23 protein-coding genes are annotated in these 24,605 nt (G+C 45.9%); all 23 read left to right on the forward strand.

All coding sequences use genetic code 11. The features are described from left to right. Window positions 1-8: 8 nt before the first annotated feature. The 23 genes from GCU39_RS05000 to GCU39_RS05110 all read left to right on the forward strand — a co-directional run bounded on the left by GCU39_RS05000 (window position 9) and on the right by GCU39_RS05110 (window position 24,581). Window positions 9-1,415 (forward strand): flagellar assembly protein A, encoded by a 1,407-nt coding sequence (locus GCU39_RS05000; protein ID WP_152392495.1) that lies wholly within the window; start codon window positions 9-11, stop codon window positions 1,413-1,415. A gap of 45 nt (window positions 1,416-1,460) precedes the next feature. Next, on the forward strand, window positions 1,461-1,778 hold the full coding sequence (locus tag GCU39_RS05005) for a hypothetical protein (protein ID WP_152392496.1): 318 nt from the start codon (window positions 1,461-1,463) through the stop codon (window positions 1,776-1,778). A 24-nt stretch (window positions 1,779-1,802) separates the two neighbouring features. Continuing rightward, complete coding sequence (locus tag GCU39_RS05010) at window positions 1,803-2,378, forward strand: DUF6115 domain-containing protein (RefSeq protein ID WP_152392497.1); 576 nt, start codon at window positions 1,803-1,805, stop codon at window positions 2,376-2,378. Then, on the forward strand, window positions 2,371-2,931 hold the full coding sequence (locus GCU39_RS05015) for an MltG/YceG/YrrL family protein (RefSeq protein WP_152392498.1): 561 nt from the start codon (window positions 2,371-2,373) through the stop codon (window positions 2,929-2,931). The genes GCU39_RS05010 and GCU39_RS05015 overlap by 8 nt, the downstream gene beginning before the upstream one ends. A 183-nt stretch (window positions 2,932-3,114) precedes the next feature. Further along, a complete protein-coding gene (gene rpsB, locus GCU39_RS05020; RefSeq protein WP_152392499.1) occupies window positions 3,115-3,813 on the forward strand; it encodes a 30S ribosomal protein S2 in 699 nt (232 codons plus the stop codon). 121 nt (window positions 3,814-3,934) lie between these two features. After that, complete coding sequence (gene tsf / locus GCU39_RS05025) at window positions 3,935-4,585, forward strand: translation elongation factor Ts (protein ID WP_152392500.1); 651 nt, start codon at window positions 3,935-3,937, stop codon at window positions 4,583-4,585. 144 nt (window positions 4,586-4,729) lie between these two features. Beyond that, window positions 4,730-5,458, forward strand: coding sequence for a UMP kinase (pyrH, locus tag GCU39_RS05030; RefSeq protein ID WP_152392501.1), 729 nt, complete (start codon window positions 4,730-4,732; stop codon window positions 5,456-5,458). Then, entirely contained in the window at window positions 5,458-6,012 is a 555-nt protein-coding gene (gene frr / locus GCU39_RS05035) for a ribosome recycling factor (protein WP_152392502.1), read from the forward strand. Before pyrH ends, frr begins: the two co-directional genes overlap by 1 nt. A gap of 90 nt (window positions 6,013-6,102) precedes the next feature. Continuing rightward, a complete protein-coding gene (locus GCU39_RS05040; protein ID WP_152392503.1) occupies window positions 6,103-6,873 on the forward strand; it encodes an undecaprenyl pyrophosphate synthase in 771 nt (256 codons plus the stop codon). A 20-nt stretch (window positions 6,874-6,893) separates the two neighbouring features. After that, window positions 6,894-7,688, forward strand: a complete 795-nt coding sequence (locus GCU39_RS05045; RefSeq protein WP_152392504.1) for a phosphatidate cytidylyltransferase — start codon at window positions 6,894-6,896, stop codon at window positions 7,686-7,688. Between the two features lie 15 nt (window positions 7,689-7,703). After that, complete coding sequence (locus tag GCU39_RS05050) at window positions 7,704-8,858, forward strand: 1-deoxy-D-xylulose-5-phosphate reductoisomerase (protein WP_152392505.1); 1,155 nt, start codon at window positions 7,704-7,706, stop codon at window positions 8,856-8,858. Window positions 8,859-8,962: 104 nt separating this feature from the next. Beyond that, a complete protein-coding gene (gene rseP / locus GCU39_RS05055) occupies window positions 8,963-10,237 on the forward strand; it encodes an RIP metalloprotease RseP (RefSeq protein ID WP_152392506.1) in 1,275 nt (424 codons plus the stop codon). Window positions 10,238-10,311: 74 nt separating this feature from the next. Continuing rightward, a complete protein-coding gene (gene proS / locus GCU39_RS05060) occupies window positions 10,312-11,760 on the forward strand; it encodes a proline--tRNA ligase (protein ID WP_152392507.1) in 1,449 nt (482 codons plus the stop codon). Window positions 11,761-11,855: 95 nt separating this feature from the next. Continuing rightward, window positions 11,856-16,172, forward strand: coding sequence for a PolC-type DNA polymerase III (locus tag GCU39_RS05065; protein WP_152392508.1), 4,317 nt, complete (start codon window positions 11,856-11,858; stop codon window positions 16,170-16,172). Between the two features lie 203 nt (window positions 16,173-16,375). Continuing rightward, a complete protein-coding gene (rimP, locus tag GCU39_RS05070; protein WP_152392509.1) occupies window positions 16,376-16,849 on the forward strand; it encodes a ribosome maturation factor RimP in 474 nt (157 codons plus the stop codon). A gap of 51 nt (window positions 16,850-16,900) precedes the next feature. Then, complete coding sequence (gene nusA / locus GCU39_RS05075) at window positions 16,901-17,995, forward strand: transcription termination factor NusA (RefSeq protein ID WP_152392510.1); 1,095 nt, start codon at window positions 16,901-16,903, stop codon at window positions 17,993-17,995. 28 nt (window positions 17,996-18,023) lie between these two features. Beyond that, window positions 18,024-18,338, forward strand: a complete 315-nt coding sequence (gene rnpM, locus GCU39_RS05080) for an RNase P modulator RnpM (RefSeq protein ID WP_018757886.1) — start codon at window positions 18,024-18,026, stop codon at window positions 18,336-18,338. Further along, entirely contained in the window at window positions 18,331-18,654 is a 324-nt protein-coding gene (locus tag GCU39_RS05085) for a L7Ae/L30e/S12e/Gadd45 family ribosomal protein (protein ID WP_152397094.1), read from the forward strand. Before rnpM ends, GCU39_RS05085 begins: the two co-directional genes overlap by 8 nt. Then, window positions 18,647-21,310 (forward strand): translation initiation factor IF-2, encoded by a 2,664-nt coding sequence (infB, locus tag GCU39_RS05090; RefSeq protein WP_152392511.1) that lies wholly within the window; start codon window positions 18,647-18,649, stop codon window positions 21,308-21,310. Before GCU39_RS05085 ends, infB begins: the two co-directional genes overlap by 8 nt. 15 nt (window positions 21,311-21,325) lie before the next feature. Continuing rightward, complete coding sequence (gene rbfA / locus GCU39_RS05095) at window positions 21,326-21,673, forward strand: 30S ribosome-binding factor RbfA (protein WP_152392512.1); 348 nt, start codon at window positions 21,326-21,328, stop codon at window positions 21,671-21,673. Window positions 21,674-21,679: 6 nt separating this feature from the next. Continuing rightward, a complete protein-coding gene (locus GCU39_RS05100) occupies window positions 21,680-22,672 on the forward strand; it encodes a DHH family phosphoesterase (protein ID WP_152392513.1) in 993 nt (330 codons plus the stop codon). Further along, window positions 22,669-23,583 (forward strand): tRNA pseudouridine(55) synthase TruB, encoded by a 915-nt coding sequence (gene truB, locus GCU39_RS05105; protein ID WP_152392514.1) that lies wholly within the window; start codon window positions 22,669-22,671, stop codon window positions 23,581-23,583. The genes GCU39_RS05100 and truB overlap by 4 nt, the downstream gene beginning before the upstream one ends. A gap of 53 nt (window positions 23,584-23,636) precedes the next feature. Then, complete coding sequence (locus tag GCU39_RS05110) at window positions 23,637-24,581, forward strand: bifunctional riboflavin kinase/FAD synthetase (RefSeq protein ID WP_193726770.1); 945 nt, start codon at window positions 23,637-23,639, stop codon at window positions 24,579-24,581. Window positions 24,582-24,605: the final 24 nt, after the last annotated feature.

Consider the following 24,605-nt stretch of genomic DNA (forward strand, 5'->3'; position numbering starts at 1 on the left):
TAATGTTTATGGCAAAGGAAGTCCGGTTGAACGAATTCGTGGACATTTCTTTATCAGAGAACAAATTCGAGGCCTATTTACAGATCAATGAACATTTCGACAATAGCACATTTACATCAGATCAACTTGAGGCATTTCTGAGAGAGAACCGTATACAACATGGCATTCAAAAGAATATTTTGCAGCAAATCGTTCAGACACCTAGAGCATTCCAGAACAACTTTACCGTAATTGCTATGGGAACATTGCCCATAACTGGGACAGACGGATACATTAATTACTCAACTAGACTTATCAATCAAGAGAAGAAACCGATGGAACTTGAAGATGGCTCAGTTGACTACCGGGAAGTTATTCAACTGAATAATGTTCAGAAAGGCCAGCTGATCGCAGAACGTATATTGCCTACAGAGGGAACACCCGGCATGACTGTAACAGGTGAGGAAATCGCACCGAAAAAGGGCAAGGAGGTTCGGTTCAAAATCGGGAAGAATGTCGTCGTCGACGCGGAGCAGAAAGCGATGTATGCTGCGATCGATGGGCTGATTGCTAAGACCGATAAGGATAAAGTGAATGTGTTTCCAGTCTACGAAGTGAATGGGGATGTGGATTATAATATCGGTAATATCGATTTCATCGGAACGGTCGTCATCCGAGGAAATGTGTTAAATGGATTTCGTGTCAGAGCGTCTGGAGATATCCGTGTTATTGGCGGCGTTGAAGGCGCAGAATTGGATGCAGACGGATCAATCGAAATCACGGGCGGAATTATTGCAGGCAATAAGGGCTCCGTACGTGCAAAAGTGAATGTGAAGAGCTCGTTCATTCAAGACGGAAATGTGTTTGCCGGCAATGATGTCATCGTCTCGCAAAGCATTATGCATTCCTCGATACGTGCGGGTAAGAATGTGATCTGTGCAGGCACGAAAGGTCTGATCGTTGGCGGCTTAATCCAAGCTGGGGAACGTGTGGCAGCACGGACCATCGGGAATACCATGTCTACAGCTACGGTGATCGAGGTAGGTGTATTGCCGGAATTACGCAATGAACTACTAGAATTACGCACCCATTTGCGCGGATTGATTGAGAATCTAGATAAAACAGAAAAAGCGCTGACATTATTGGATCAGCTAGCTTCTTCAGGTCAATTGACGCCAGATCGACTTGCGATGCGTGTCAAATTAACATCGACGAAGAAACAGAATAAGCAAGAACAATACGAGATCCGCGATCGTATTCTCGAAATTGAGAAGACGCTAGAGGATACGAATGCAGCGCGTGTCGATGTCATGAAGACGATCTATGGTGGTGCCAAAATCGTGATCGGGCGTTACACAAGGTTTATGAAAGAACCTGTAGAACGGATTAGCTTCCGACTTGCTGACGGCGATGTGTCAATGAGTCCTTACATTTAATAAAGTGAGGCTGAAGTTGTCTACTATGAATCCGGAGGGACTGCTATGGTTAGACCTATTGAAATGCAAATGTCAATTCCAAGATCGCAGGATGCATCTTCAGTCCATCATCAGACGCTGCATAAACCTTTTGTTGATCAGACGATGCTTGCAGAACAAGCAACCCGAAAGACAGAGCAGTTGCGATCTAAGAATACCCAGGTCGATGAGACTGTTCAATTGCCTATCCATGATGAGGAAAAGCGACACCAGCAGTCATCAGACCGTAAGCATAAGCGTAAGCCGGCAGAAGGGAGCTCAGAGCAAGACACTGAGGTCCCTATTCATCCATATAAAGGACATCGCATCGATTTAACTCTATAATTTGATGAAATAAAGGTGATTGGATTGAATCTTGACCCCTTGTGGTACGTTGTCATCATTGGTGCTGCGGCTATTTTATATGCAGTTATGATCCCAAGACAGCGCAAACAGCAGACTGGTAATCAAAGTGAAATCGTACGAGAAGTAGAAGAGACTCTGGAGCATTTCATGGACGAAATTGACCAGGACAATAAAGAACTCGTTCAATTGGTCACGCAGATGAAACAAGACTTCGTTACGCAACAGAATATTCTTGGACATCGCGTTGAACAGCTTGAGCATCGGTGTCAACAGCTTGAACTTCAGCTAGGGCAGCAAGCACAGCAATGGATCGCGCAGCAGCAGACCTCTATTGCTGAAGAGCCGATACACTCTGTTGAACCTTCGCTGACAATTTCCGTTCCTGTTGTGGAGCAGCAGCAAATTACCGAACCAGAGCCATCGAAGGAAGATGCGTCTATTAAGGGGCGTTATGCTGAAGTATTTGCACTTTATGAGGATGGAAAATCGATTGATATGATCTCGAAGAAAACAGGAATTCCTAGCGGTGAAATCCAACTTATCCTTCAGCTGTCCAAGCAGGAGGCGAGCCGTGATTAATAAACGTCATTTTTTTCTGGGGCTAGGTAGCGGTCTGATCCTGGGGAGTGTCCTTCTTCAGCTAATGCTCGCTGCTAACCCAGTACAGCCAAAGAATAACCAGACGGAACTGAGCGCTTTTACCGTTGAACAGCTTGAAGCCGAAGCGATGAAATTGGATATGCACCTCGTGCCCGCCGATGCTAAGGCATATACATCAGAACAACTGAAAGAACTACTCAAGACGAAGGAAGCCGAGTGGCGGGCCTCACAGGCCCAAACTCAGCAAGTGACAGTACAACCAAAGGATAATAGCACGACCGCTTCCACCCCTCCTGCGCAAGAGAAAACGAATGTTGAAGCGCCTAAAGTAACTTTAAAGATTGTAGCGGGGATGTCCCTTGTCAAAGTGAGCGACAAGCTTGAGGATCTAGGGATCGTTGATTCTTCCGCGAAATTTGTTGCATATGGTAAGAAGCATGGTATTAACAGCAAAATTCGCACAGGAACGTACGAACTGTCAGCAGATCAGACGTTTGCAGAGATCGCGAAGATCATTACGACCAGACCTTAGTCGAAAAAACAAGTTTTTCCGTGCATCATGCTTGCAACGCATTTTGACTTATGATATAGTAAATGACGGTGTTAAAAACACACGCTATTTAATTTCGATAAGGGTGCTTCTATCGTAGAAGTCTTGTCGAAAGATGAGATTAGCGGCGGACAAAATAAAAACCATATTAGGAGGTGTGTGAAGATGGCAGTAATCTCCATGAAACAGCTTTTGGAAGCTGGTGTTCACTTCGGTCACCAAACTCGTCGTTGGAACCCGAAAATGGATCGTTATATCTTCACTGAAAGAAACGGTATCTACATTATCGACTTGCAAAAAACAGTTAAAAAGGTTGAGGAAGCTTACAACTTCGTTAAATCTGTCGCTGAAGAAGGCGGCACAATCCTATTCGTAGGTACGAAGAAACAAGCTCAAGATTCCGTTAAAGAAGAAGCAGAGCGTTGTGGAAACTTCTTCATCAACCAACGTTGGTTGGGTGGAACGTTGACTAACTTCCAAACAATCCAAAAACGTATCGATCGTTTGAAAACTCTTGAGAAGTGGGAAGAGGACGGCACGTTCGAAGTTCTTCCGAAGAAGGAAGTTATCTTGCTTCGCAAAGAGAAAGATCGTCTTGAGAAATTCTTAGGCGGTATCAAGAACATGAAAGGTTTGCCAAGCGCATTGTTCGTTATCGATCCACGCAAAGAGCGTATTGCAGTAGCAGAAGCTCGTAAATTGGGTATCCCAATCGTTGGTATCGTTGATACGAACTGTGATCCAGACGAGATCGACTACGTTATCCCAGGTAACGATGACGCGATCCGTGCAGTTAAATTATTGACTGCGAAAATGGCTGATGCGATGATCGAAGCAAACCAAGGCGAAGACACAACAGCTTAATTAAATGATAATTAAATGAAAAGGGTGGTTGGTAGGTGTGAAACCTCTCGCCGCCCTTTTTTTGAGAAAACAAACTGATCGTCAGAGAAGATGACGAATTTAACTTTGGAGGGAATATACAATGGCAGTTACGGCTAGCATGGTAAAAGAACTTCGTGAAAAAACAGGCGCAGGTATGCTTGATTGCAAAAAAGCGCTTGATGAGTCTAACGGAGATGTAACAAAAGCAATCGAAATTTTGCGTGAAAAAGGTTTGGCGGCTGCAGCGAACAAATCCGGACGTATTGCAACGGAAGGCGTATGTGAAGCTTACATCCATGCAGGCGGACGTATCGGCGTTCTTGTAGAAATCAACTGCGAAACAGACTTCGTTGGTAAAACAGACCAATTCAAAGAGCTTGCTCGTGACATCGCTATGCACATCGCGGCTATGAGCCCTCGTTATGTTCGTCGTGAAGAAGTTCCAATGGAAGATCTTGAGAAAGAAAAAGAAATCCTTCGTGCACAAGCACTTAACGAAGGTAAACCAGAAAAAATCGTTGATAAAATGGTTGAAGGCCGTATCAACAAATACTTTGAAGAGTTCTGCTTGATGGAACAATCCTTCGTTAAAGATCCAGACAAAACAATCGAAACATTGCTTAAAGAAAAAATCAGCACAATCGGTGAGAACATCTCCGTTCGTCGTTTCGTTCGTTACGAGCTTGGAGAAGGCATGGAGAAAAAAGTGGATAACTTCGTAGAAGAAGTTATGGCGCAAGCAAAAATGTAAGCTAACGCTTACTAACGACACAATTGCATCATGAGTTAAAAGGTCGGAACACGCTGTGTTCCTTCTTTTTTAACTACATACAAGCAGCATCTGTTTTGAAGGCAATAGGGATGGACGAATCATCCGAAAGTGGAGGGTAAATCATTGAAACAACCAGTATATAAACGAGTCGTCTTAAAAGTAAGTGGTGAGTCTCTGTCCGGCCAGACTGGCTTTGGCATTGAATCTGATGTTATTAATTCCATTGCTGAACAAGTAAAGGAAGTCGTTGAACTTGGCGTTGAAGTTGCAATTGTTTGCGGCGGAGGCAACATTTGGCGCGGAATCGCAGGCAGCGAAAAAGGGATTGACCGTGCAACAGCGGACTACATGGGTATGCTTGCTACAGTAATGAATTCCCTTGCCTTGCAAGACGCGCTAGAGCAAATCGATGTCCCAACACGTGTTCAGACTTCTATTGCAATGCAGCAAATTGCCGAGCCTTATATCCGTAGACGTGCGATCCGACACTTGGAAAAAGGCAGAGTTGTTATTTTCGCAGCAGGTACGGGGAATCCATTCTTCTCAACAGATACGACGGCAGCGCTTCGTGCGGCTGAGATCGAAGCAGATGTCATTCTGATGGCGAAGAATAAAGTAGACGGTGTCTACACGGCAGATCCATTCAAGGATGAGACTGCAGAGAAGTTCGAACAATTAACTTATCTTGAAGTGTTAAATCGTAATCTTGGCGTGATGGACTCAACCGCTTCTTCATTGTGCATGGATAACAATATTCCACTTGTCGTCTTTGCCATTACGGAGAAGGGCAATATCAAACGTGTTGTACAAGGTGAGAAGATTGGAACGATTGTAAAAGGGAGTGTAGACTAATGCCACAATCAATCAAAAAGAATGCAGAAGAACGTATGGGGAAAGCAATTGAATCCTTGAAACGCGATCTTGCAACGTTGCGTGCAGGTCGTGCATCATCATCGATGCTGGATCGGATCCAAGTTGAATATTATGGCGCTCCAACCCCAGTGAATCAACTCGCGAATGTGAATACACCAGATTCTCGTACCCTTATGATTCAGCCATGGGATAAAACATCATTAGGCGCAATTGAGAAAGCAATCTTGAAGTCCGATTTGGGATTGACACCAGCGAATGATGGAACTCAAATTCGTCTATCGATTCCTATGTTGACAGAAGAGCGTCGTGTGGAACTCGTGAAATCGACGAAGAAATTCGGAGAGGACGCGAAAGTAGCCATTCGTAACATCCGTCGTGATGCGAATGATGACATTAAAAAACTCGAGAAATCAGACATTTCGGAAGATGAATCTCGTCGTCACCAAGAAGATGTTCAGAAAACAACGGACAAATATATTGGTGAAGTTGATAAAGTCACTGCATCCAAAGAGAAAGAAATCATGGAAGTATAATGTCATGCCTGCTGCCCCTCCGAACGGTGGGGTTTGTTGTCTTTTTTCTACATGTGAGTAGTTCTCATCATCTAGGTTGGAGGAAATGGAATGATTAAGCGATTCCAGAAATGGTTGGATGACAGACCCAAAGGTCAAGCGTCATTCAATTTAACAAAGGATAATATTCCTGAGCACATCGCGATAATTATGGACGGGAACGGCCGCTGGGCTAAAAATCGTGGATTACCTCGCATTGCAGGGCATCATAATGGCATGAAAGCAGTGAAGAAAGTAACCATTGCTGCAGATGCGTTGGGTGTGAAATGCCTGACCATGTATGCTTTTTCCACGGAAAATTGGAAACGTCCAAAAGAAGAAGTCGACTTTCTGATGAAGCTGCCGGAGGAGTTCCTGTCCATTGAACTCGCGGAGCTGATCGAGAAGAATGTTCAAGTTCGCATGATGGGCCACAAAGAAGATCTGCCGTCGCATACGCTCAAGGCGATTGAAGAAGCGGAACGTCAGACGAAGAACAATACGGGACTTATTCTTAATTTTGCATTGAATTATGGCGGTCGTAGGGAAATTGTAGAGAGTGTTCGTGAGATCGGGCAACGCGTGCTGAATGGTGAATTGCGCCCTGAAGATATTGCGGAGTCAGACATTGAGCAGCATTTGTTATCGAATCATTTACCGAATCCAGATCTTCTCATTCGGACCAGTGGAGAGCTCCGTTTGAGTAATTTTATGCTATGGCAGTTAGCTTATAGCGAATTTTGGTTCACTGATGTATATTGGCCTGCGTTCACAGAGGAACATTTGTATGAAGCAATCGCCGAATACCAACGGAGAACACGCAGATATGGCGGTTTAGTATAACTTCGTAGGAGTGGATATCATTGAAGCAACGCATCATTACCGGGATAATTGCAGGATCGGCATTCCTTGCCTGCACTGTGATCGGTGGACCTTGGTACCAAGGACTTCTAATCGTGTTATCCTTAATCGGCTATTATGAATTTGCCAGAATGAACCACTTTCAATGGTGGAACATCACCTCCCTGCTCGGTTTTGCAGGTGTCATTTATTTTGTATTCCCATGGGAAGGGTTTGACGTAAGTGTCGAACCGATGTGGATGTGGCTTCTCATGTTTCTTTTCTTAACGATAACCGTATTATCTAAGAATCGCATTGATATTGATCGAATCGCAGTGATGTTCCTCGGCGCAGTCTATGTGGGTGTGGGCTTCCAGGCGATGATTACGACACGCTATACACCCGATGATCACGGATTGTTCTGGACATTCTTATTGTTTGGCTGCATATGGGCCTCTGATTCAGGCGCTTATTTTACAGGACGCGCATTTGGTAGAACAAAGTTATGGCCTTCGATTAGCCCGAATAAAACGATTGAAGGTGCATTTGGGGGAGTCGTCATCTCCGTCGTTATTGCACTGTTGTTTGCTTGGTACGCACCGGAATTGCTTCCGTTCGGCAAAGCGGTTGGCATCGGTATTGTTGCAGCAGTCGTTGGGCAATTAGGCGACTTGATCCAATCGGCATATAAACGCATTCGCGGCATTAAAGATAGCGGGAATTTCTTGCCGGGGCATGGCGGGGTACTCGATCGTTGTGACAGTTGGTTGATTGTGTTTCCGTTCGTGCAGCTGTTAATGCTGCTGCCGCATGCATAAGGGAGAGAAACGATCGTGAGAAAAATATCTATATTGGGTTCGACAGGTTCGATTGGTACACAAACATTGGACGTGATTTCCCATTACCCTGAACAATTTAAAGTTGAAGGATTGGCAGCAGGTACGAATGCTGCTTTATTTATAGAGCAAATCCATCGATTTAAACCGCGTAAAGTATCGATTGCGACCAAAGAGCTTGCAGATCAATTGAAGCAACACATTCCTTCTGATATTGAAGTGTATTATGGGGACGAAGGGCTTATTGAAGTTGCTGCACGAACGGATGCTGATTTTGTTGTTACGGCGCTGGTTGGGAGCCAAGGGCTGCCTTCGACATTAGCAGCGATCCAAGCGGGTAAGAACATTGGTCTAGCGAATAAAGAAACGCTCGTGACGGCAGGGCATATCGTAACGTCGATGGTTCGTGATTATGGCGTCACCATGCTGCCGATTGATAGTGAACATTCTGCCATTTTCCAATGTTTGAACGGCGAATCGATGGAGAATATCAAGAAAATTACGATTACGGCTTCGGGCGGCTCTTTCCGCGATCGGACACGAGAACAACTTCAAGGTGTCACGGTTGAGGAGGCTTTGAATCATCCGAATTGGTCGATGGGGGCGAAGATCACTATTGATTCAGCAACGATGGTGAACAAGGGGCTAGAAGTGATTGAAGCGCACTGGCTGTTCAACTTGCCTTATGAACAGATTGATGTCCTCGTTCATCCGGAGAGTATCATCCACTCTTTTGTTGAGTTTAACGACAGTAGTATCATCGCCCAGATGGGAAATCCAGATATGCGTGTTCCGATCCAATATGCTCTTACATATCCTGAACGGATTGCTTCACCTGCTGCTTCGCTTGATCTTGCTCGGATCGGTAAGCTGCATTTCCGTGAGATGGACTATGACCGCTATCCATGTTTAAGAATGGCCTTTGAATGTGGTAGAATAGGGGGTACGGCTCCTACGGTTTTCAATGCGGCGAATGAAGTGGCTGTGGCGCGGTTTTTACGCGGTGAAATAACATTTCTTCAGATTGAAGATGTCATTGCATCTGCACTTGAGAAGCACCAACGGATTGCAATGCCTACCTTAGAGCAAATTCAAGAGACAGATCGATTGACAAGACAATTGGCATTGAACATCCCTTTTGGGTTATCCTAGGAGTATACGCTTAAAAAAACTTATGCCAAAGCATTCTCGTGAAGCGAAATAGGGAATATGGATAATTTATATGGACATAAGTGAGTGAGGGAGGATGCTGTCAGTTGGAAATGGTTCAGATCATTTTTTTAACGGTATTAGTCTTTTTTGTCCTCGTAACGATTCATGAGTGGGGGCATTTCTACTTCGCGAAACGTGCTGGTATTCTCGTTCGTGAATTTGCAATTGGATTTGGACCAAAGCTGTTCTCCTTTAAGAAAAATGAGACACGGTATACGCTGCGGCTACTGCCACTCGGCGGATTCGTGCGGATGGCAGGAGAAGATCCTGAATTAGTTCAGATCCAGCCAGGTCAGACCATCGCTGTAAGATTGAATCAAGATCAAATCACTCATCTCTATCTAGATCAACTGGATCAACGTAAAAATGTTGTGCGTGGAACGGTTGAAGAAATTGATATTGAAGAGCACTTGTTCGTGAAGCTGGATGTCGATGGTGATATTCAGACGATTGCCGTTCATCCGCAAGCGATGATGGTTACCAAAGGTCAGGAGACGCAAATTGCTCCGTATAACCGTCAATTTGGCAGCAAAACGGTAGGTCAGCGTGCGATGGCTATATTTGCCGGGCCGTTAATGAATTTCTTCCTTGCCTTTGTGCTGTTCGCGGCGTATATTATGATGGCTGGTGTGCCAGAAGAGAACCCGCAGCACCTCAAAATTGGACAAATCACAGAGGGCAAACCTGCGGATCGTGCAGGACTCAAACCAGGGGATATTATCGACACGATTAATGGCGTAGATATCGGTACAGATTCTGCTAAAATGATTGAAATGATCGGTAAATCGACAGATAAAGTGATGCATTGGACGATTATACGGGACGGCGTAGAGAAAAACATCGATGTAACGCCAGAGCTTATCGAAGGTCAAGAAGGCGGTAAAGTCGGTATCGTGCCGGATTATCCGATGCGTTCCGCATCATTTGTGGAGACGATCAAGTACTCGGGGATTGCCATGAAGAATACGACCATTCGGATATTCGATGGATTCCGGATGCTGATCTTCGGACAGTTCAAGCTGGATGATCTAGGTGGTCCTGTACGAACATTCGAAGTGACAGGTCAGATTGCGAAGCAAGGGATAGCCCAACTGACTTCATGGGCTGGAATACTGAGCTTGTATCTTGGTATCTTCAACTTACTCCCAATACCAGCACTGGATGGCAGCCGTCTTGTCTTTATTGGCGTCGAAGCCATTCGAGGGCGCAAGGTGGATCCGAACCGGGAGAGCATGGTGCATATTATTGGATTCGCCATGTTAATGTTGTTAATGCTGGCTGTCACGTATAATGATATTTTGCGGCTAGTAAAAGGATAAGCGGCGTTTATTGTCGAATTGTACAAAATCATACTAATGAGCTATAGCATTTCATGGGAGGCATTTAGATTCGTATGTCTAAAGATAAGCAGTTTGTAACAGAAATTACACCGCAGCAAGAGGATTTCTCTCGCTGGTATATTGATGTCATCAAGAAAGCAGATTTAATGGATTACTCTCCCGTTCGCGGATGTATTGTATTCCGTCCAGATGGCTTCGAAATTTGGGAACATATGCAGGAAGAATTGAACCGTCGGTTCAAAGAAACCGGTCATCGGAACGCATACTTCCCAATGTTTATTCCGGAGAGTTTCTTCCAGAAGGAGAAGGAGCATGTTGAGGGCTTCAATCCGGAGCTTCCATGGGTTACTGAAGCAGGCGGCGAGAAGTTGGAAGAACGTCTTGCGATTCGTCCGACTTCGGAGACCATGATCGGACATATGTATTCGAAATGGATTCAATCCTACCGTGATTTGCCGGTGTTAATTAACCAATGGGCGAACGTTGTTCGTTGGGAGAAACGTACGCTACCATTCCTTCGTACAAGTGAATTCCTATGGCAAGAAGGCCATACGGCACATGAGACAGAGGAAGAAGCACGTCAAGAGACGATGCAAATGCTCGAAATCTACCGTGATTTCGTTGAAAATTATCTTGCGATTCCGGTTATTATGGGCGCGAAGACACCTTCAGAGCGGTTTGCCGGTGCAGTCGATACGTATTCGATTGAAGCGATGATGAAAGACGGACGTGCCGTACAAGCAGGAACATCTCATTATCTTGGCAATAAGTTTGCCGTTGCATTTGATATCAAATATCTCAGCAGAGAGAACAACCTTGAATATGTTCATACGACGTCATGGGGTGTAAGTACACGTCTTATCGGATCGATGATCATGGTTCACGGTGACGATCGTGGCCTTGCATTACCACCGAAGGTTGCTCCAACGCAAGTGATTATGATTCCAATTGGACCGCCGAAGACGCGTGAGCAAGTGATTGGACGTACGGACGAGTTGTTCAAGGAACTGAAGCAAGCAGGCATCCGTGTTCGCGTCGATGACCGTTCGGATGTGAGCCCAGGCTGGAAATTCAATGAATACGAAATGCGCGGCGTGCCGCTTCGCCTAGAACTCGGTCCTCGTGACATGGAGAATGGCGTATGTGTACTCGTATCGCGTATTACTGGCGAGAAGCGTATCGTACAGCAAGCGAACCTCGTTGAAGAAGTGAAGACCATGCTAGAAGATATTCATCAAGAAATGTTTAATCGTGCGAAGCAGTTCCGCGAAGATCATTTCAAATCGGTGGATACACTAGATGAACTCAAAGCTTCTATGGAAGAGCAGCGTGGATTCTATCTTGCAGGTTGGTGTGGATCGGCTGCTTGTGAGTCGCAGGTCAAAGAAGAGACAGGCGCAACAAGTCGTAACATTCCTTTCGAGCCGCAAGAGAAGAAGTCGACTTGCCTATGTTGTGGGGAACAAGCAGAGCACACGGTTGTATTCGCTCGCGCTTACTAATATTTTGAATTAAGTTGAAAAGCTTCTTACGAAGATCTCGATGATTTATCGATGCCTCTTTTGCAGAAGCTTTTCGATTTTGTAGGGGGGACATCATGGGAAATTTGGGGGAGAAAAGAAAGCGGTTCGAGATACTCCTGAATCAAGCTGAAATTCCAGGCAGTATGATCGATGCTTATTTTACAGAAGGATACATCGATCGTGTGGAGACGAGCCGGACGAATCGGGAGTGGACCATCTATATACGTCGTGATTCGATCTTACCTTCACCCGCTTATCGTACCTTTGGTGTGCAAGTGCGTGAACGGATGTCTCACATTGCGAAGATCAAGATTATTCTTGAATATTCGGAAACGGTGACGACTGGCGAGATCGTCGAAGAATATTGGGGATTATTCCTGGAGTGGGTACAACGTGAGATCGCTTCGGTTCAGGGATTCATGAGTAAAGCACAAGTTCAAGCGGAACAATCGAATGTGCTCGTAACGCTGAGCGATACTACATCATTGGAACTCGCTCGCAAGCGCAGCATTGACGACGCGATCACGCGATTTTATGAGCAATATTTCAATCGGACCGTGCGCGTGAAGCTTCAAGCAGGTGAATTTAATTCCGAGAAGTATGAAGAATTCCAGCAGAAGCTGGTTGTTGAAGAACGTGAAGTCATTCAACAGATGATGACAAGTATCGAACCTGAAGTTGAGAGTGACAGCGGCAGTAACGAGGACATTAAATTACAAGTGGGATATGAAATTAAAGAGCAGCCTGTGCCACTTGAACAGATTCAAGACGAAGAGAAGAAGGTTACGATTCAAGGTGCTATTTTCGGGCTAGATGTGAAGGAGCTTCGAAATGGCAGTACGTTATATACGTATTACTTGACGGATTTCACAGATTCCTTGCAGATGAAGATGTTCGCGAAGAACAAAGAAGATGTCAAGATTATGAATCTGCTGGCGAATGGCAAGTGGGTGCGGGCACGGGGCAAGGTGGAATATGACCGCTTCATGCAAGTTCCTGAACTTGTCATGATTCCTTCAGACCTGATGGAGATCAAAGCACCACCTGATCGGATGGACCATGCGAAGGAGAAACGCGTAGAATTCCATTTGCACTCCACGATGAGTACGATGGATGCTGTGACTTCGATTGATCAATACATCAAGATGGCTGCGAAGTGGGGCCATAAAGCAATTGCCGTAACAGATCATGCGAATGTCCAGTGCTATCCGGAGGCAGACAAAGCTGCGAAGAAAAATGGCATTAAGCTGATCTATGGACTAGAAGCGAATGTTGTGAATGACGGTGTTGATATTGTGTTGGAACCACAACCGATTGAACTGAAGCAAGCGACTTATGTCGTATTTGACGTCGAGACTACTGGATTATCGGTAACGAATAGTAAGATTATCGAGCTTGCCGGGGTTAAAATGTGTGAAGGGCGTGAAATTGGCCGGTTCGCTAAATTCATCAATCCTCATGAGAAAATCCCGTACAATATTACGCAGCTTACGAACATTACCGATGAGATGGTCAGAGATGCACCGGAACTTGATCCTGTTATTCGAGAATTCGTGGATTTCATTGGCGACTCCATTCTGGTTGCCCACAACGCGAGGTTTGATATGGGATTCTTGCAGCATGCCTTGAGACAGCTCAACCTTTCTCCAGTTACGAATCCGGTTATCGATACGCTAGAGCTTGCTAGACTGATTCATCCGACCTTGAAAAATCACCGCCTAAACACGTTAGCGGCTAAATATAAAGTATCGCTTGAGAACCATCACCGCGCGATTGATGACTCCATTGCACTTGGCGGCATCCTATTTGGGCTCTTACAAGATGCGGAAGAGCAGCTTCGCATTACGATGCTGGATCGATTGAATGACTATGTCGGTAAAGATCTGTCCAATATGCGTCCATTCCATTGCGGAATCTATGCGGTGAACAATGTAGGGAAGAAGAATTTATACAAATTGGTCTCATTATCTCATACCGAAACATTCAAACGGGTTGCTTGTATCCCGCGCAGTAAATTAATTGAACATCGCGAAGGACTTATCGTCATATCCGGCTGCGAGAAAGGTGAACTGTTCGAGACGGTACTCAACAAAACGATTGAAGAGGCCGAAGAGGTGGCGCAATTTTACGATGTTCTTGAGATTCAACCTCTTACAATGTATATGCATTTGGTGGAGAAAGGTCTGGTTGCCAGCCCAGCGCACATTGAACAAGCGATTCAGAATATTTGTCGTATAGGGTTGAAGCTGGACAAGCCTGTTATTGCTACAGGGAATGTCCATTACTTAAATCCGAGAGATAAAATTTATAGAGATATCGCTATTCACGGCATTACGGGCTTCAGTCCGCTCAAAGATATTCGTAAGCCGGATGCGCATTTGCGTACGACAGACGAGATGCTCGAGGAGTTCGCATTTTTGGGCAAAGAAAAAGCCTATGAAGTCGTCGTGACGAACACGAGCGCTTTGGCGGATCGTTTTGAAGAGATCAAATTGTTCCCTGACAAACTGTTCACGCCGAATATTGACGGCGCGGACGAAGAGATTCGGAGCACATGCTACCAGACCGCCAAGGATCTGTATGGCGATGAGTTGAACGAGATTATTATCGCTCGGCTGGAGAAGGAACTCGTTCCGATTATCAAATTCGGCTTTTCAGCGAACTATCTCATCTCGGCACGGCTCGTGAAGAAGTCGAACCAAGATGGTTATCTGGTTGGTTCTCGGGGATCCGTTGGATCTTCGATCGTTGCAACGTTCCTAGGAATCTCCGAAGTTAATCCGTTACCGCCGCATTATTTGTGCCTCAATTCAAACTGTAAGCACAGCGAATGGTTCACGGACGGAAGCGTACCGAGCGGCTTTGATCTTCCGGACAAAAGCTGTCCGAACTGTGGCCAGCCACTGAAAGGGGAAGGGCAGGACATACCTTTCGAGACGTTCCTTGGATTTAAAGGGGATAAAGTTCCCGATATCGACTTGAACTTCTCCGGGGATTATCAGCCGATTGCCCATAACTTTACCAAGGAGATGTTCGGCGAGAAATGCGTGTTCAGAGCGGGTACGATCGGTACGGTTGCAGAGAAGACGGCATTCGGATTTGCGAAGAAATACGAAGAAGACCAGCATAAGAAATGGCGCGGGGCTGAACTAAATCGACTGGCATCAGGCTGTACTGGCGTCAAGCGGAGCACAGGACAGCATCCCGGCGGTATCGTCGTCGTGCCGGATTATATCGACGTTGAAGACGTTACGCCAGTCCAGTACCCGGCTGACGATGTGAACGCCGAGTGGAAAACGACTCATTTCGATTACCATGCTTTTGAAGCGAACCTACTGAAGCTCGATATTCTGGGGCACGATGATCCGACGATGATGCGGATGCTGCAAGATTTAACGGGTGTTGACCCGACATCCATTCCAATGAATGATCCGAAAGTGATGAGTTTATTCAACTCTACGGACGCGATTGGGGTAAGACCGGATCAGATTCGGACGCCCGTAGCGACGTATGGCATTCCCGAGATGGGGACGAAATTCGTTCGTCAGATGTTAATTGAAGCAAAGCCATCAACCTTTGCCGATTTACTTCAGATTTCTGGGTTGTCCCACGGGACGGGTGTATGGCTTGGTAATGCGCAGGATCTGATTAAGAACGGAACGTGTACGATCAAGACCGTTATCGGTTGTCGTGACGAGATCATGTTGTTCTTAATTTATAAAGCAGGGATGGACGCCGGCTTGGCCTTCAAGATTACGGAGAATGTACGTAAAGGGAAAGGTCTATCCGATGAATGGATACAAGAGATGAAGAACTGCAAAGTGCCGCAGTGGTACATCGATTCTTGCCTCAAAATCCAGTACATGTTCCCGAAAGCCCATGCGGCAGCATATGTTATCTCGGCCGTCCGCTGTGCTTTTTATAAGATCTATCACCCGATCGCGTTCTACGCTACTTACTTCTCGGTTCGTGGCGCGGACTTTGATCTGGATGTATTATGTCAAGGTTATGATGCGATTCATAAGATGATCGTAGAGATTGAAGCGAAGGGCTTCCAGGCGACACCGAAGGAGAAGAACAGCTTATCGATCCTTGAAATGTCGCTTGAAATGACGGCGCGAGGATTTACGTTCAAGCCGATAGATCTGTATCGATCGGACGCTACGAAGTTTATCGTAGATGGCGACAGCTTAATTCCTCCATTCGCTGCGATACAAGGGATTGGAGAGAATGCGGCCCGCAGTATTGCGGCAGCTAGAGAGCAGGGTGAGTATCTATCTATTGAAGACTTCCAGATGCGATCCAAAGCAAGTAAGACGATCGTGGAGGTTCTGGGTCAAATGGGATGCTTCCGCGGGTTGCCTGAGAGCAATCAATTGTCGTTATTCTAGAGAATGCTTCGCTTCCCTTCTGCTTACGCTACTTGTCATTGCGCTATGCGTATGTTATAATTTTTTGGTAATGATGATGATATAACTGTCGCGAAGAAGAGTGGGGAAACCCACTCTTTACCTTTTGGTATATAGCTTTTTAGATAGTGAGTCTTTAATCGGCAAATCGTATGGTTACAGGTAAGAAACAAGGGGGTAACATCTTGAGTACACCGAAGATTAAATCGGTTGTGGAAGAAATGGTTCAACCATATTTGGACGAAAACGGGTTCGAGCTCGTGGACGTTGAATATGTGAAGGAAGGCAGCAGTTACTTTTTGCGTGTGTTCGTGGATAAGGAAGGCGGCATCGACATAGAAGATTGCGGCCTAATTAGCGAATTTCTGAGCAATCAACTAGACGCCAATGACCCGATTCCTGAAGCGTATTTCTTGGAAGTCTCTTCGCCAGGCGCAGAACGGCCGCTCAAAAAGCCAGAAGATGTTCACAAAGCAGTAAATAAAAACGTGTATGTGACTACATATGAGCAGATTGACGGCACCAAGGAATTTGAAGGTATGCTGCTTTCCTTTGACGGGGAAGAAATGGTCATCGAGGCTATCACGAAAGGAAGAAAGTCAAAGAAGACTATTCCTTACGCGAAGGTTGCGAGTGCAAGATTAAGTATTCTGTTCTAACTAACTGATGATGAATAAGGGTAAAGGATTGAAAGGGGGAGCTATTTTCCAATGAGTATGGATTTTATCGAAGCGCTTCATGAAATCGAGCGCGAAAAAGGGATTAGCAAGGATATTTTGTTAGAGGCGATCGAGGCCGCTTTAATTTCAAGTTATAAACGTAACTTTAATACGGCGCAGAACGTTCGCGTTGACATGAACCGCCATAATGGCGTGATCAAGGTCTATGCGAGAAAAACCGTCGTGGACGAGATTCTTGATCCTCGGATGGAGATTTCTCTCTACGCGGCACGCGAGATTAACCCGAACTTCCAAATGGGAGATATCGCGGAGATCGAAGTAACGCCGCGCGATTTCGGACGCATTGCTGCTCAGACAGCGAAGCAAGTTGTTACGCAACGCATTCGTGAAGCTGAGCGCGGATTGATCTACAACGCGTATATTGAGAAGGAAGAAGATATCGTTACGGGTATTGTCCAACGCCAAGATCTGCGTAATGTATATATCGACTTAGGCAAGATTGAAGCGGCTTTGCCACTCAACGAGCTTATGCCGAACGAGAAGTTCAAGCAAGGTGATCGTGTTAAAGCGTACATCACGAAGGTTGAGAATACAACGAAGGGGCCGCAAATTTTGCTCTCCCGCACACATCCAGGTCTTTTGAAGCGTTTGTTCGAGCTTGAAGTGCCTGAGATTTTCGATGGTGTCGTAGAAATTCGTTCCGTAGCTCGTGAAGCTGGCTTCCGTTCGAAGATCGCCGTCTATTCGCGCAATGAAGAAGTTGATCCGGTAGGATCCTGTGTAGGACCGAAAGGGATGCGTGTTCAGACGATCGTGAACGAGCTGAAAGGCGAGAAAATCGATATCGTCTGCTGGTCCGAGCGCGTTGACGAATATGTAGCGAACTCACTGAGTCCTTCCAAAGTCTTAGAGGTTCAAGTATTCGAACAAGAGAAGATGGCGCGTGTGATCGTACCGGACTATCAATTGTCCCTTGCCATTGGTATTAAAGGTCAGAATGCTCGTCTTGCAGCTAAGCTTACAGGCTGGAAGATCGATATCAAGAGTGAGACGCAAGCGGAAGAAGAATACGGACGTGAGAGAACAGGCGAGACGATGCATCAGGATTCTGTATCGATCGACTAATTGATTACGCGACGGGGGAGGGGATCATATGAGACCTAGAAAAGTACCGCTGCGAAAATGTGTTGCTTGTCAGCAAATGATGCCCAAGAAAGAACTGATTCGTGTGGTGAAGACACCACAGGATGAAGTGTTAATTGATTTGACTGGCAAAAAAGCAGGGCGCGGCGCATATTTGTGCGGTAAGCTGTCCTGTTTCAAGCTAGCTCATAAGAGCAAGGCGTTGGACCGTGCATTGAAGCATCAGGTACAGCCTGAAATATACAACCAACTGGAGCAGGACTTTATTCGCGTGGAAGATGAATTCATTGCGAATAAGGAGCGGGCGGAGGATGAAGATGAGTAAAGTGAAGTCCTACTTGGGACTTGCAATGCGTGCAGGGAAGCTGATCACGGGTGATGAAATCGTGCTCAAGGCGGTCCGTGCAGGCGGGGCTCATCTCGTTATTGTCGCAGGCGACGCTTCAGAGAACACCAAGAAGAAATTTCGCGACAAATGTCATACGTACAACGTGCCGCTTGCGATCGGGTTCGATCGGGGAACTTTGGGAGAATGCATTGGTAAAGCCGAACGCGTCGTTCTAGCCGTGACAGACCCAGGTTTTTTTCGAATGATCAGTAAGGAAATGTTGATATTGTCGGAGGTGGAGTATATTGAGTAAACAAGACAACAAAGATAATAAAGATAAGCTAAGAGTATATGAGTATGCGAAGTCTTTAAATATGAGCAGTAAAGAAATTATTACGATCATGAAACGGCTCGATATCCCTGTGAATAACCATATGAGCGTGATGGAGAATGATACCGTCAGTCGTGTGGAACAATTCTTCCGGGATATTAAGGCGAATGCAGCAGCGAAGCGTTCGGGCTCTGACAAAGGTCAAGTGAGTAGCCCATCGAACCCTCCTGCTGCTGTGCAACAAGGGAATGGTTCAACTTCACAGACGTCTAAACCAAGCGAGATGGCTACTATCTCTGCGAAGCCAAGTCATGTGAAGCCCCAAGGTCAGCGGGAAGGTGGTAATACCGTTACCCAATCCAAGCCAGCTGGTCAACAGCAGCCGAACCGTCATGGTCAATCAACAAATCCATCGCGTGATGGACGTGATCAGCATAAACCTCGCCAACCTGAGAAGCAGGGGAATCATCAAATGAATAACAATTCAAAAAATCAGGATCAGCGCAGGACAATGGGGAACCCTAACGGAACAAGCAATGGAAAAGCAAATTCCGGGCAACGACCAGGCCAAGGTAGACCATTCCAAGGAAATACAAGTAATAATTCACAAGCTACGAGACCACAAAATCATGGGAATCAGGCACAAGCTCCCAATAAATTCAATGGAAACTCTGGCAAACAAGTGGATGAGGGAGAGGAATTCGTGTCAGTAACTAAACCAGCATCAGCACCAAAGAAAACGAAGCCAAATCAAAAGCGCTTCGATGATAACAAAGTCAGCAATTTCAAAGGAAATCAAGGCGGTGGCTATAACAACCGTGGCGGAAGAAATCAACGCGGTAGAGGCCAACAGCCTGTTCAAGAAAAACGTGAGAAAATCGATAACACGCCGAAGAAAATCATTGTACGCGGCAATATGACGGTTGGGGAAACCGCTAAATTGCTTCATAAGGATGCTTCTGAGGTGATCAAGAAATTAATTTTCTTGGGTGTTATGGCTACCATTAACCAGGAGCTTGACCTGGATACAATCCAATTGCTTGCCTCAGAGTTTAAGGTCGAAGTGGAGATCAAGATCCCAGTTGAAGAAGACCGTTTTGAAGATGTAGAAGAAGTCGATGATGAGGCGGATTTGAAAACTCGTCCTCCAGTTGTTACGATCATGGGTCACGTTGACCACGGTAAAACAACGTTGCTTGATGCGATTCGTTCGACGAACGTAACAAGTGGAGAAGCAGGCGGAATCACGCAGCATATCGGTGCATACCAAGTTGAAACCAACGGTAAGAAAATTACGTTCCTGGATACACCGGGTCACGAAGCGTTTACAACGATGCGTGCGCGTGGTGCTGAAGTAACGGATATTACAATTATCGTAGTTGCAGCGGATGACGGTGTGATGCCGCAGACGGTTGAAGCGATCAACCATGCGAAGGCAGCAAATGTTCCAATTATCGTTGCTGTAAACAAAATTGATAAGCCAAACGCAAATCCGGATAAAGTGAAGCAAGAGCTTACAGAATATGAATTGGTTCCAGAAGAGTGGGGCGGCGATACGATCTTTGTTAACTTGTCTGCGAAACAACGTATTAACTTGGATGGCTTGCTTGAGATGATTCTTCTTGTTGCGGAAGTCAACGAGTACAAAGCGAACCCAGACAAGCGTGCTCGCGGTACAGTTATTGAAGCTGAGCTTGACAAAGGCCGCGGTCCAGTCGCACGTATCCTTGTGCAACATGGTACACTTCGCGTTGGGGATGCCTTCGTTGCAGGGAACTGCTTCGGTCGTGTCCGTGCAATGGTCAACGACAAAGGTCGTCGTCTGAAAGAAGCGGGTCCTTCGACGCCTGTTGAGATTACAGGTCTTACGGAAGTTCCGCTAGCAGGCGATCCGTTCATGGGCTTCGAAGATGAGCGTAAGGCACGTGCTATCGCCGATCGTCGTGCAATCACGCAACGTCAGTCTGAGCTTAATGCGAATACACGTGTTACGCTAGATGATCTGTTCAAGCACATCAAAGACGGCGAGATCAAAGACCTGAACGTCATTATCAAAGGGGACGTGCAAGGTTCTGTTGAAGCATTGAAAGGCTCCTTGGCGAAAATCGAAGTTGAAGGCGTACGCGTTAAGATCATCCACAGCGGTGTTGGTGCGCTTACAGAATCCGATATCATCCTAGCAGCTGCTTCGAATGCAATCGTGATCGGATTTAACGTTCGTCCAGACAACCAAGCGAAGCTTACTGCGGAGCAAGAGAAAGTCGATGTTCGTCTGCACCGTGTTATTTATAGCGTGATCGAAGAAATCGAACAAGCGATGAAAGGGATGCTTGATCCTGAATATCGTGAGAACGTTATTGGTCATGCGGAAGTGCGTAACATTTTCAAAATCAACAAAATGTCGATCGCGGGTTGTATGGTTACATCCGGTAAAATTAGTCGTTCGGCAGAAGTTCGCGTCATTCGCGAAGGTATTGTAATATTTGAAGGCAAAATCGATTCCTTGAAACGCTTCAAAGACGATGCCAAAGAAGTAGCGCAAGGCTACGAGTGCGGTATTACCATTGAGCGCTTCAATGACATTAAAGAGGGAGATATTATCGAAGCCTTTGTCATGGAAACGGTAGAGCGTAAGTAGAGAGGTGATACACCCATGGCTAAAATTCGTGTAGGACGTGTTGGCGAGCAACTGAAAAAGGAGCTCAGCCAGCTCATCCAATCTGAACTGAAAGACCCTCGGATCGGTTTCGTAACCGTGACAGGGGTTGAAGTAACTAATGATTTGTCGCAAGCTCGCGTGTTCTTGAGCGTACTCGGGGATGAAGAGCAGAAGAATAATACATTAAAGGCGCTTGCAAAAGCAAACGGATTTCTACGGTCCGAATTAGGTAAAAGAATCCGCCTTCGTCATACCCCGGAGCTTCTCTTTAAATTCGACTCATCCATTGAATACGGAAGTCGGATTGAGAAGATTCTCGGTGAAATCCAAGATGGGGAATGAGGAATAATGTTGACTGTTAACGATACGTTATATGCGGAACAATTAGTGGCCGCATATAACTTCATTCATCAGCATGACGATTTCCTGGTAGTATCACACGTCCAACCGGACGGTGATGCTGCCAGTTCAACCGTCGCAATCGGTTGGTTATTGTCACAGCTAGGCAAGAAATTCACGATGATCAATGAAGGAGCTATTCCTGGCCGACTTGGCTTTTTATGGTCCTCGAATGAAATACATAATTATACACTTGAACCGTTAAACCGTACTTTTAGCACGGTTATTTGTGTAGATTGCGCTGATTTCTCAAGAACAGGTAAAGTGCAGCAACTCTTCACAGAAGACAGAGTGCTCCTCAATATTGATCATCATCCGACGAATGATCACTTCGGCACGGTCAATTTGATCAAGGTCGACGCTGCAGCAACGGCGGAGATTCTGTTCGATCTGATGAATCAATTTGCGATCACATGGCATGTTGACATCGCGACGGCACTCTATACCGGGATTCTTACCGATACAGGCGGTTTCCGTTATGCGAATACGACGCCTCGTGTTATGGAGATTATTTCTCAGCTGCTTACCTATGGTGTGAACGGGCATTGGCTTGCTGATCATTTGCTGGAAAAGATGTCTATGGCACAAATGCTTCTTTTAACGAAAGCATTGTCAAGATTGACCTTCACGGAAGATAATCGCGTTGGCTATATTTACGTAACGCCAGAAGATATGGCAGAGACAGGTGCGGTCAATGAAGATCTCGAAGGATTAGTGAATTATCCGCGCAACATTGAAGGTGTGGATGTAGGGATTCTATTCAAGCAAGTAAGCGATACAGCAGTCAAAATTAGCCTGCGTTCGAACGAGAACGTGAATGTAGCCAACATCGCGCAGTCTTTTGGCGGCGGCGGTCATGTTCGTGCTTCTGGCTGCAGAGTTGAAGGAACATTGCAAGATGTGATAAATCAAGTTGTAGAACGAGTGAGGCAGCAATTATGATTGAACTTGATGGAATTTTACCTGTATTGAAGCCGGCAGGCTGGACGTCACATGATGTCGTTGCCAAGGTGCGTGGTCTGATTCGTATGAAGCGAATTGGCCACACGGGCACCTTAGATCCTGCGGTAACCGGCGTATTGCCGCTTTGCCTAGGACGAGCTACGCGACTCGTGGAGTATTTGCAAGAACTTCCTAAGGAGTACGAAGCTGTTCTTCGTCTAGGCATTGCGACAGACACTGAAGATTTGACAGGAGAAGTTATAGAACGTATGGATCCGGTTCACGTAACAGAGGAACAAGTCCGGGAAGTTATTCAATCGTTCGTTGGCACCATTGAACAAGTTCCTCCGATGTATTCAGCAGTAAAAGTAGATGGGAAACGGCTATACGAGCTTGCGCGAGAAGGTAAAGTAGTCGAGCGTAAATCGAGAGAAGTCACGATCTATAAGATCGAGGTACTACAGCTGCAGCTTCAAGGACCAGAGCCGGAAATTCATTTTCGTGTCCTTTGCTCCAAAGGGACCTATATTCGAACACTCTGTGTTGATATAGGGAGAGCATTAGGCGTACCAGCGACAATGGCTTCGCTTGTTCGTACCATGTCTGCGAATATGACGAGAGAACATGGTCTGACACTCGAACAAATAGCGGAATACAAACAACAGGGGACTTTGCAAGAGCATCTCATTCCTATGGATGTATCGGTGTCGCATCTACCCGCCCACACGATTGCTCCCGACAAAGCGCACCAAGCGGTTCAAGGCCAGAAAATATCAGGCAGGGCAGTATCCCCAGCCGTGGATCAGTCCGGATGTATTCGGTTATACTCGCCAGAAGGACAATTTTATGGTATCTTCGAGAGAAAGCCGGAAGAGACGTTCATAAGACCAGTCAAAGTCTTCTTACCGTAAAATGCTTACTTTGCAGCTAATTCTGATAAATAGAATTGCAGGTGTTGATTAACGTGAAAAAAATTACAATATCTTATCCGCTCACACCGGATCAAATGGAACAATTCCGTAAACCGCAAGCGATGGCATTAGGTTATTTTGATGGCGTGCATCTTGGACATCAACAAGTGATTGGCGGAGCTGTTGCCTATGCAAGAGCGCAGGGGATTCCAGCTTCAGTCATGACCTTTCATCCGAAACCGCGCGAAGTGCTTCGCAAAGAAAAACATAGCAACTATATTACGCCGCTTAGCGAGAAGCTTGAAGTCATGGCTCGCTTAGGTGTAGACCAACTATTTGTCGTGCGTTTTGACGAAGCCTTCTCACATATTTCACCCGCAACATTTGTGGAAGAGTTCCTACTAGCGCTTGAAGTCCAACATGCTGTCGTTGGGTTTGATTATGCATTTGGCTATAAAGGCGAGGGGAATCCAGAGATGCTGCGGGTGCTTGGCCAAGGCAAGATGACGGTCGATGTCATTCAGCCATGGCTGCTGTCTGGATTGAAGGTGAGCAGTACACTCATTCGCAAACACTTAAGCGAAGGTAAAGTAGAAGAAGCCAATACGCTGCTTGGACGACCGTATACGGTTCATGGAACGGTTATTGCAGGTGAGGGACGAGGCAATACGATTGGCTATCCTACGGCTAATATCGACCCGACCGATGCGTACTTGATTCCGTGTAATGGCGTATATGCTGTTCAGGTCTCTCTGGGGGAGAAGAAGTATGGCGGTGTCATGAACGTTGGTGTCAAGCCAACCTTCCACAAAGACGGAATGAAGCAGACGCTTGAAGCGCATTTGTTCGATTTCAATGAGGATATTTATGGGGAACAGGTTCGGATTGAATTTATCGAATATATTCGCCCAGAGCAGCGCTTCAGCTCGGTTCAAGAGTTGATCGCGCAGATCCATCGTGACGCGGATACAGCAAGAGCGATTCTAGCTTCAAAGTAGACATTTACATTTCGATATGGAATG

It is taken from the genome of Paenibacillus guangzhouensis (assembly GCF_009363075.1).
GTDB classification, from domain to species: Bacteria; Bacillota; Bacilli; order Paenibacillales; family Paenibacillaceae; genus Paenibacillus_K; species Paenibacillus_K guangzhouensis.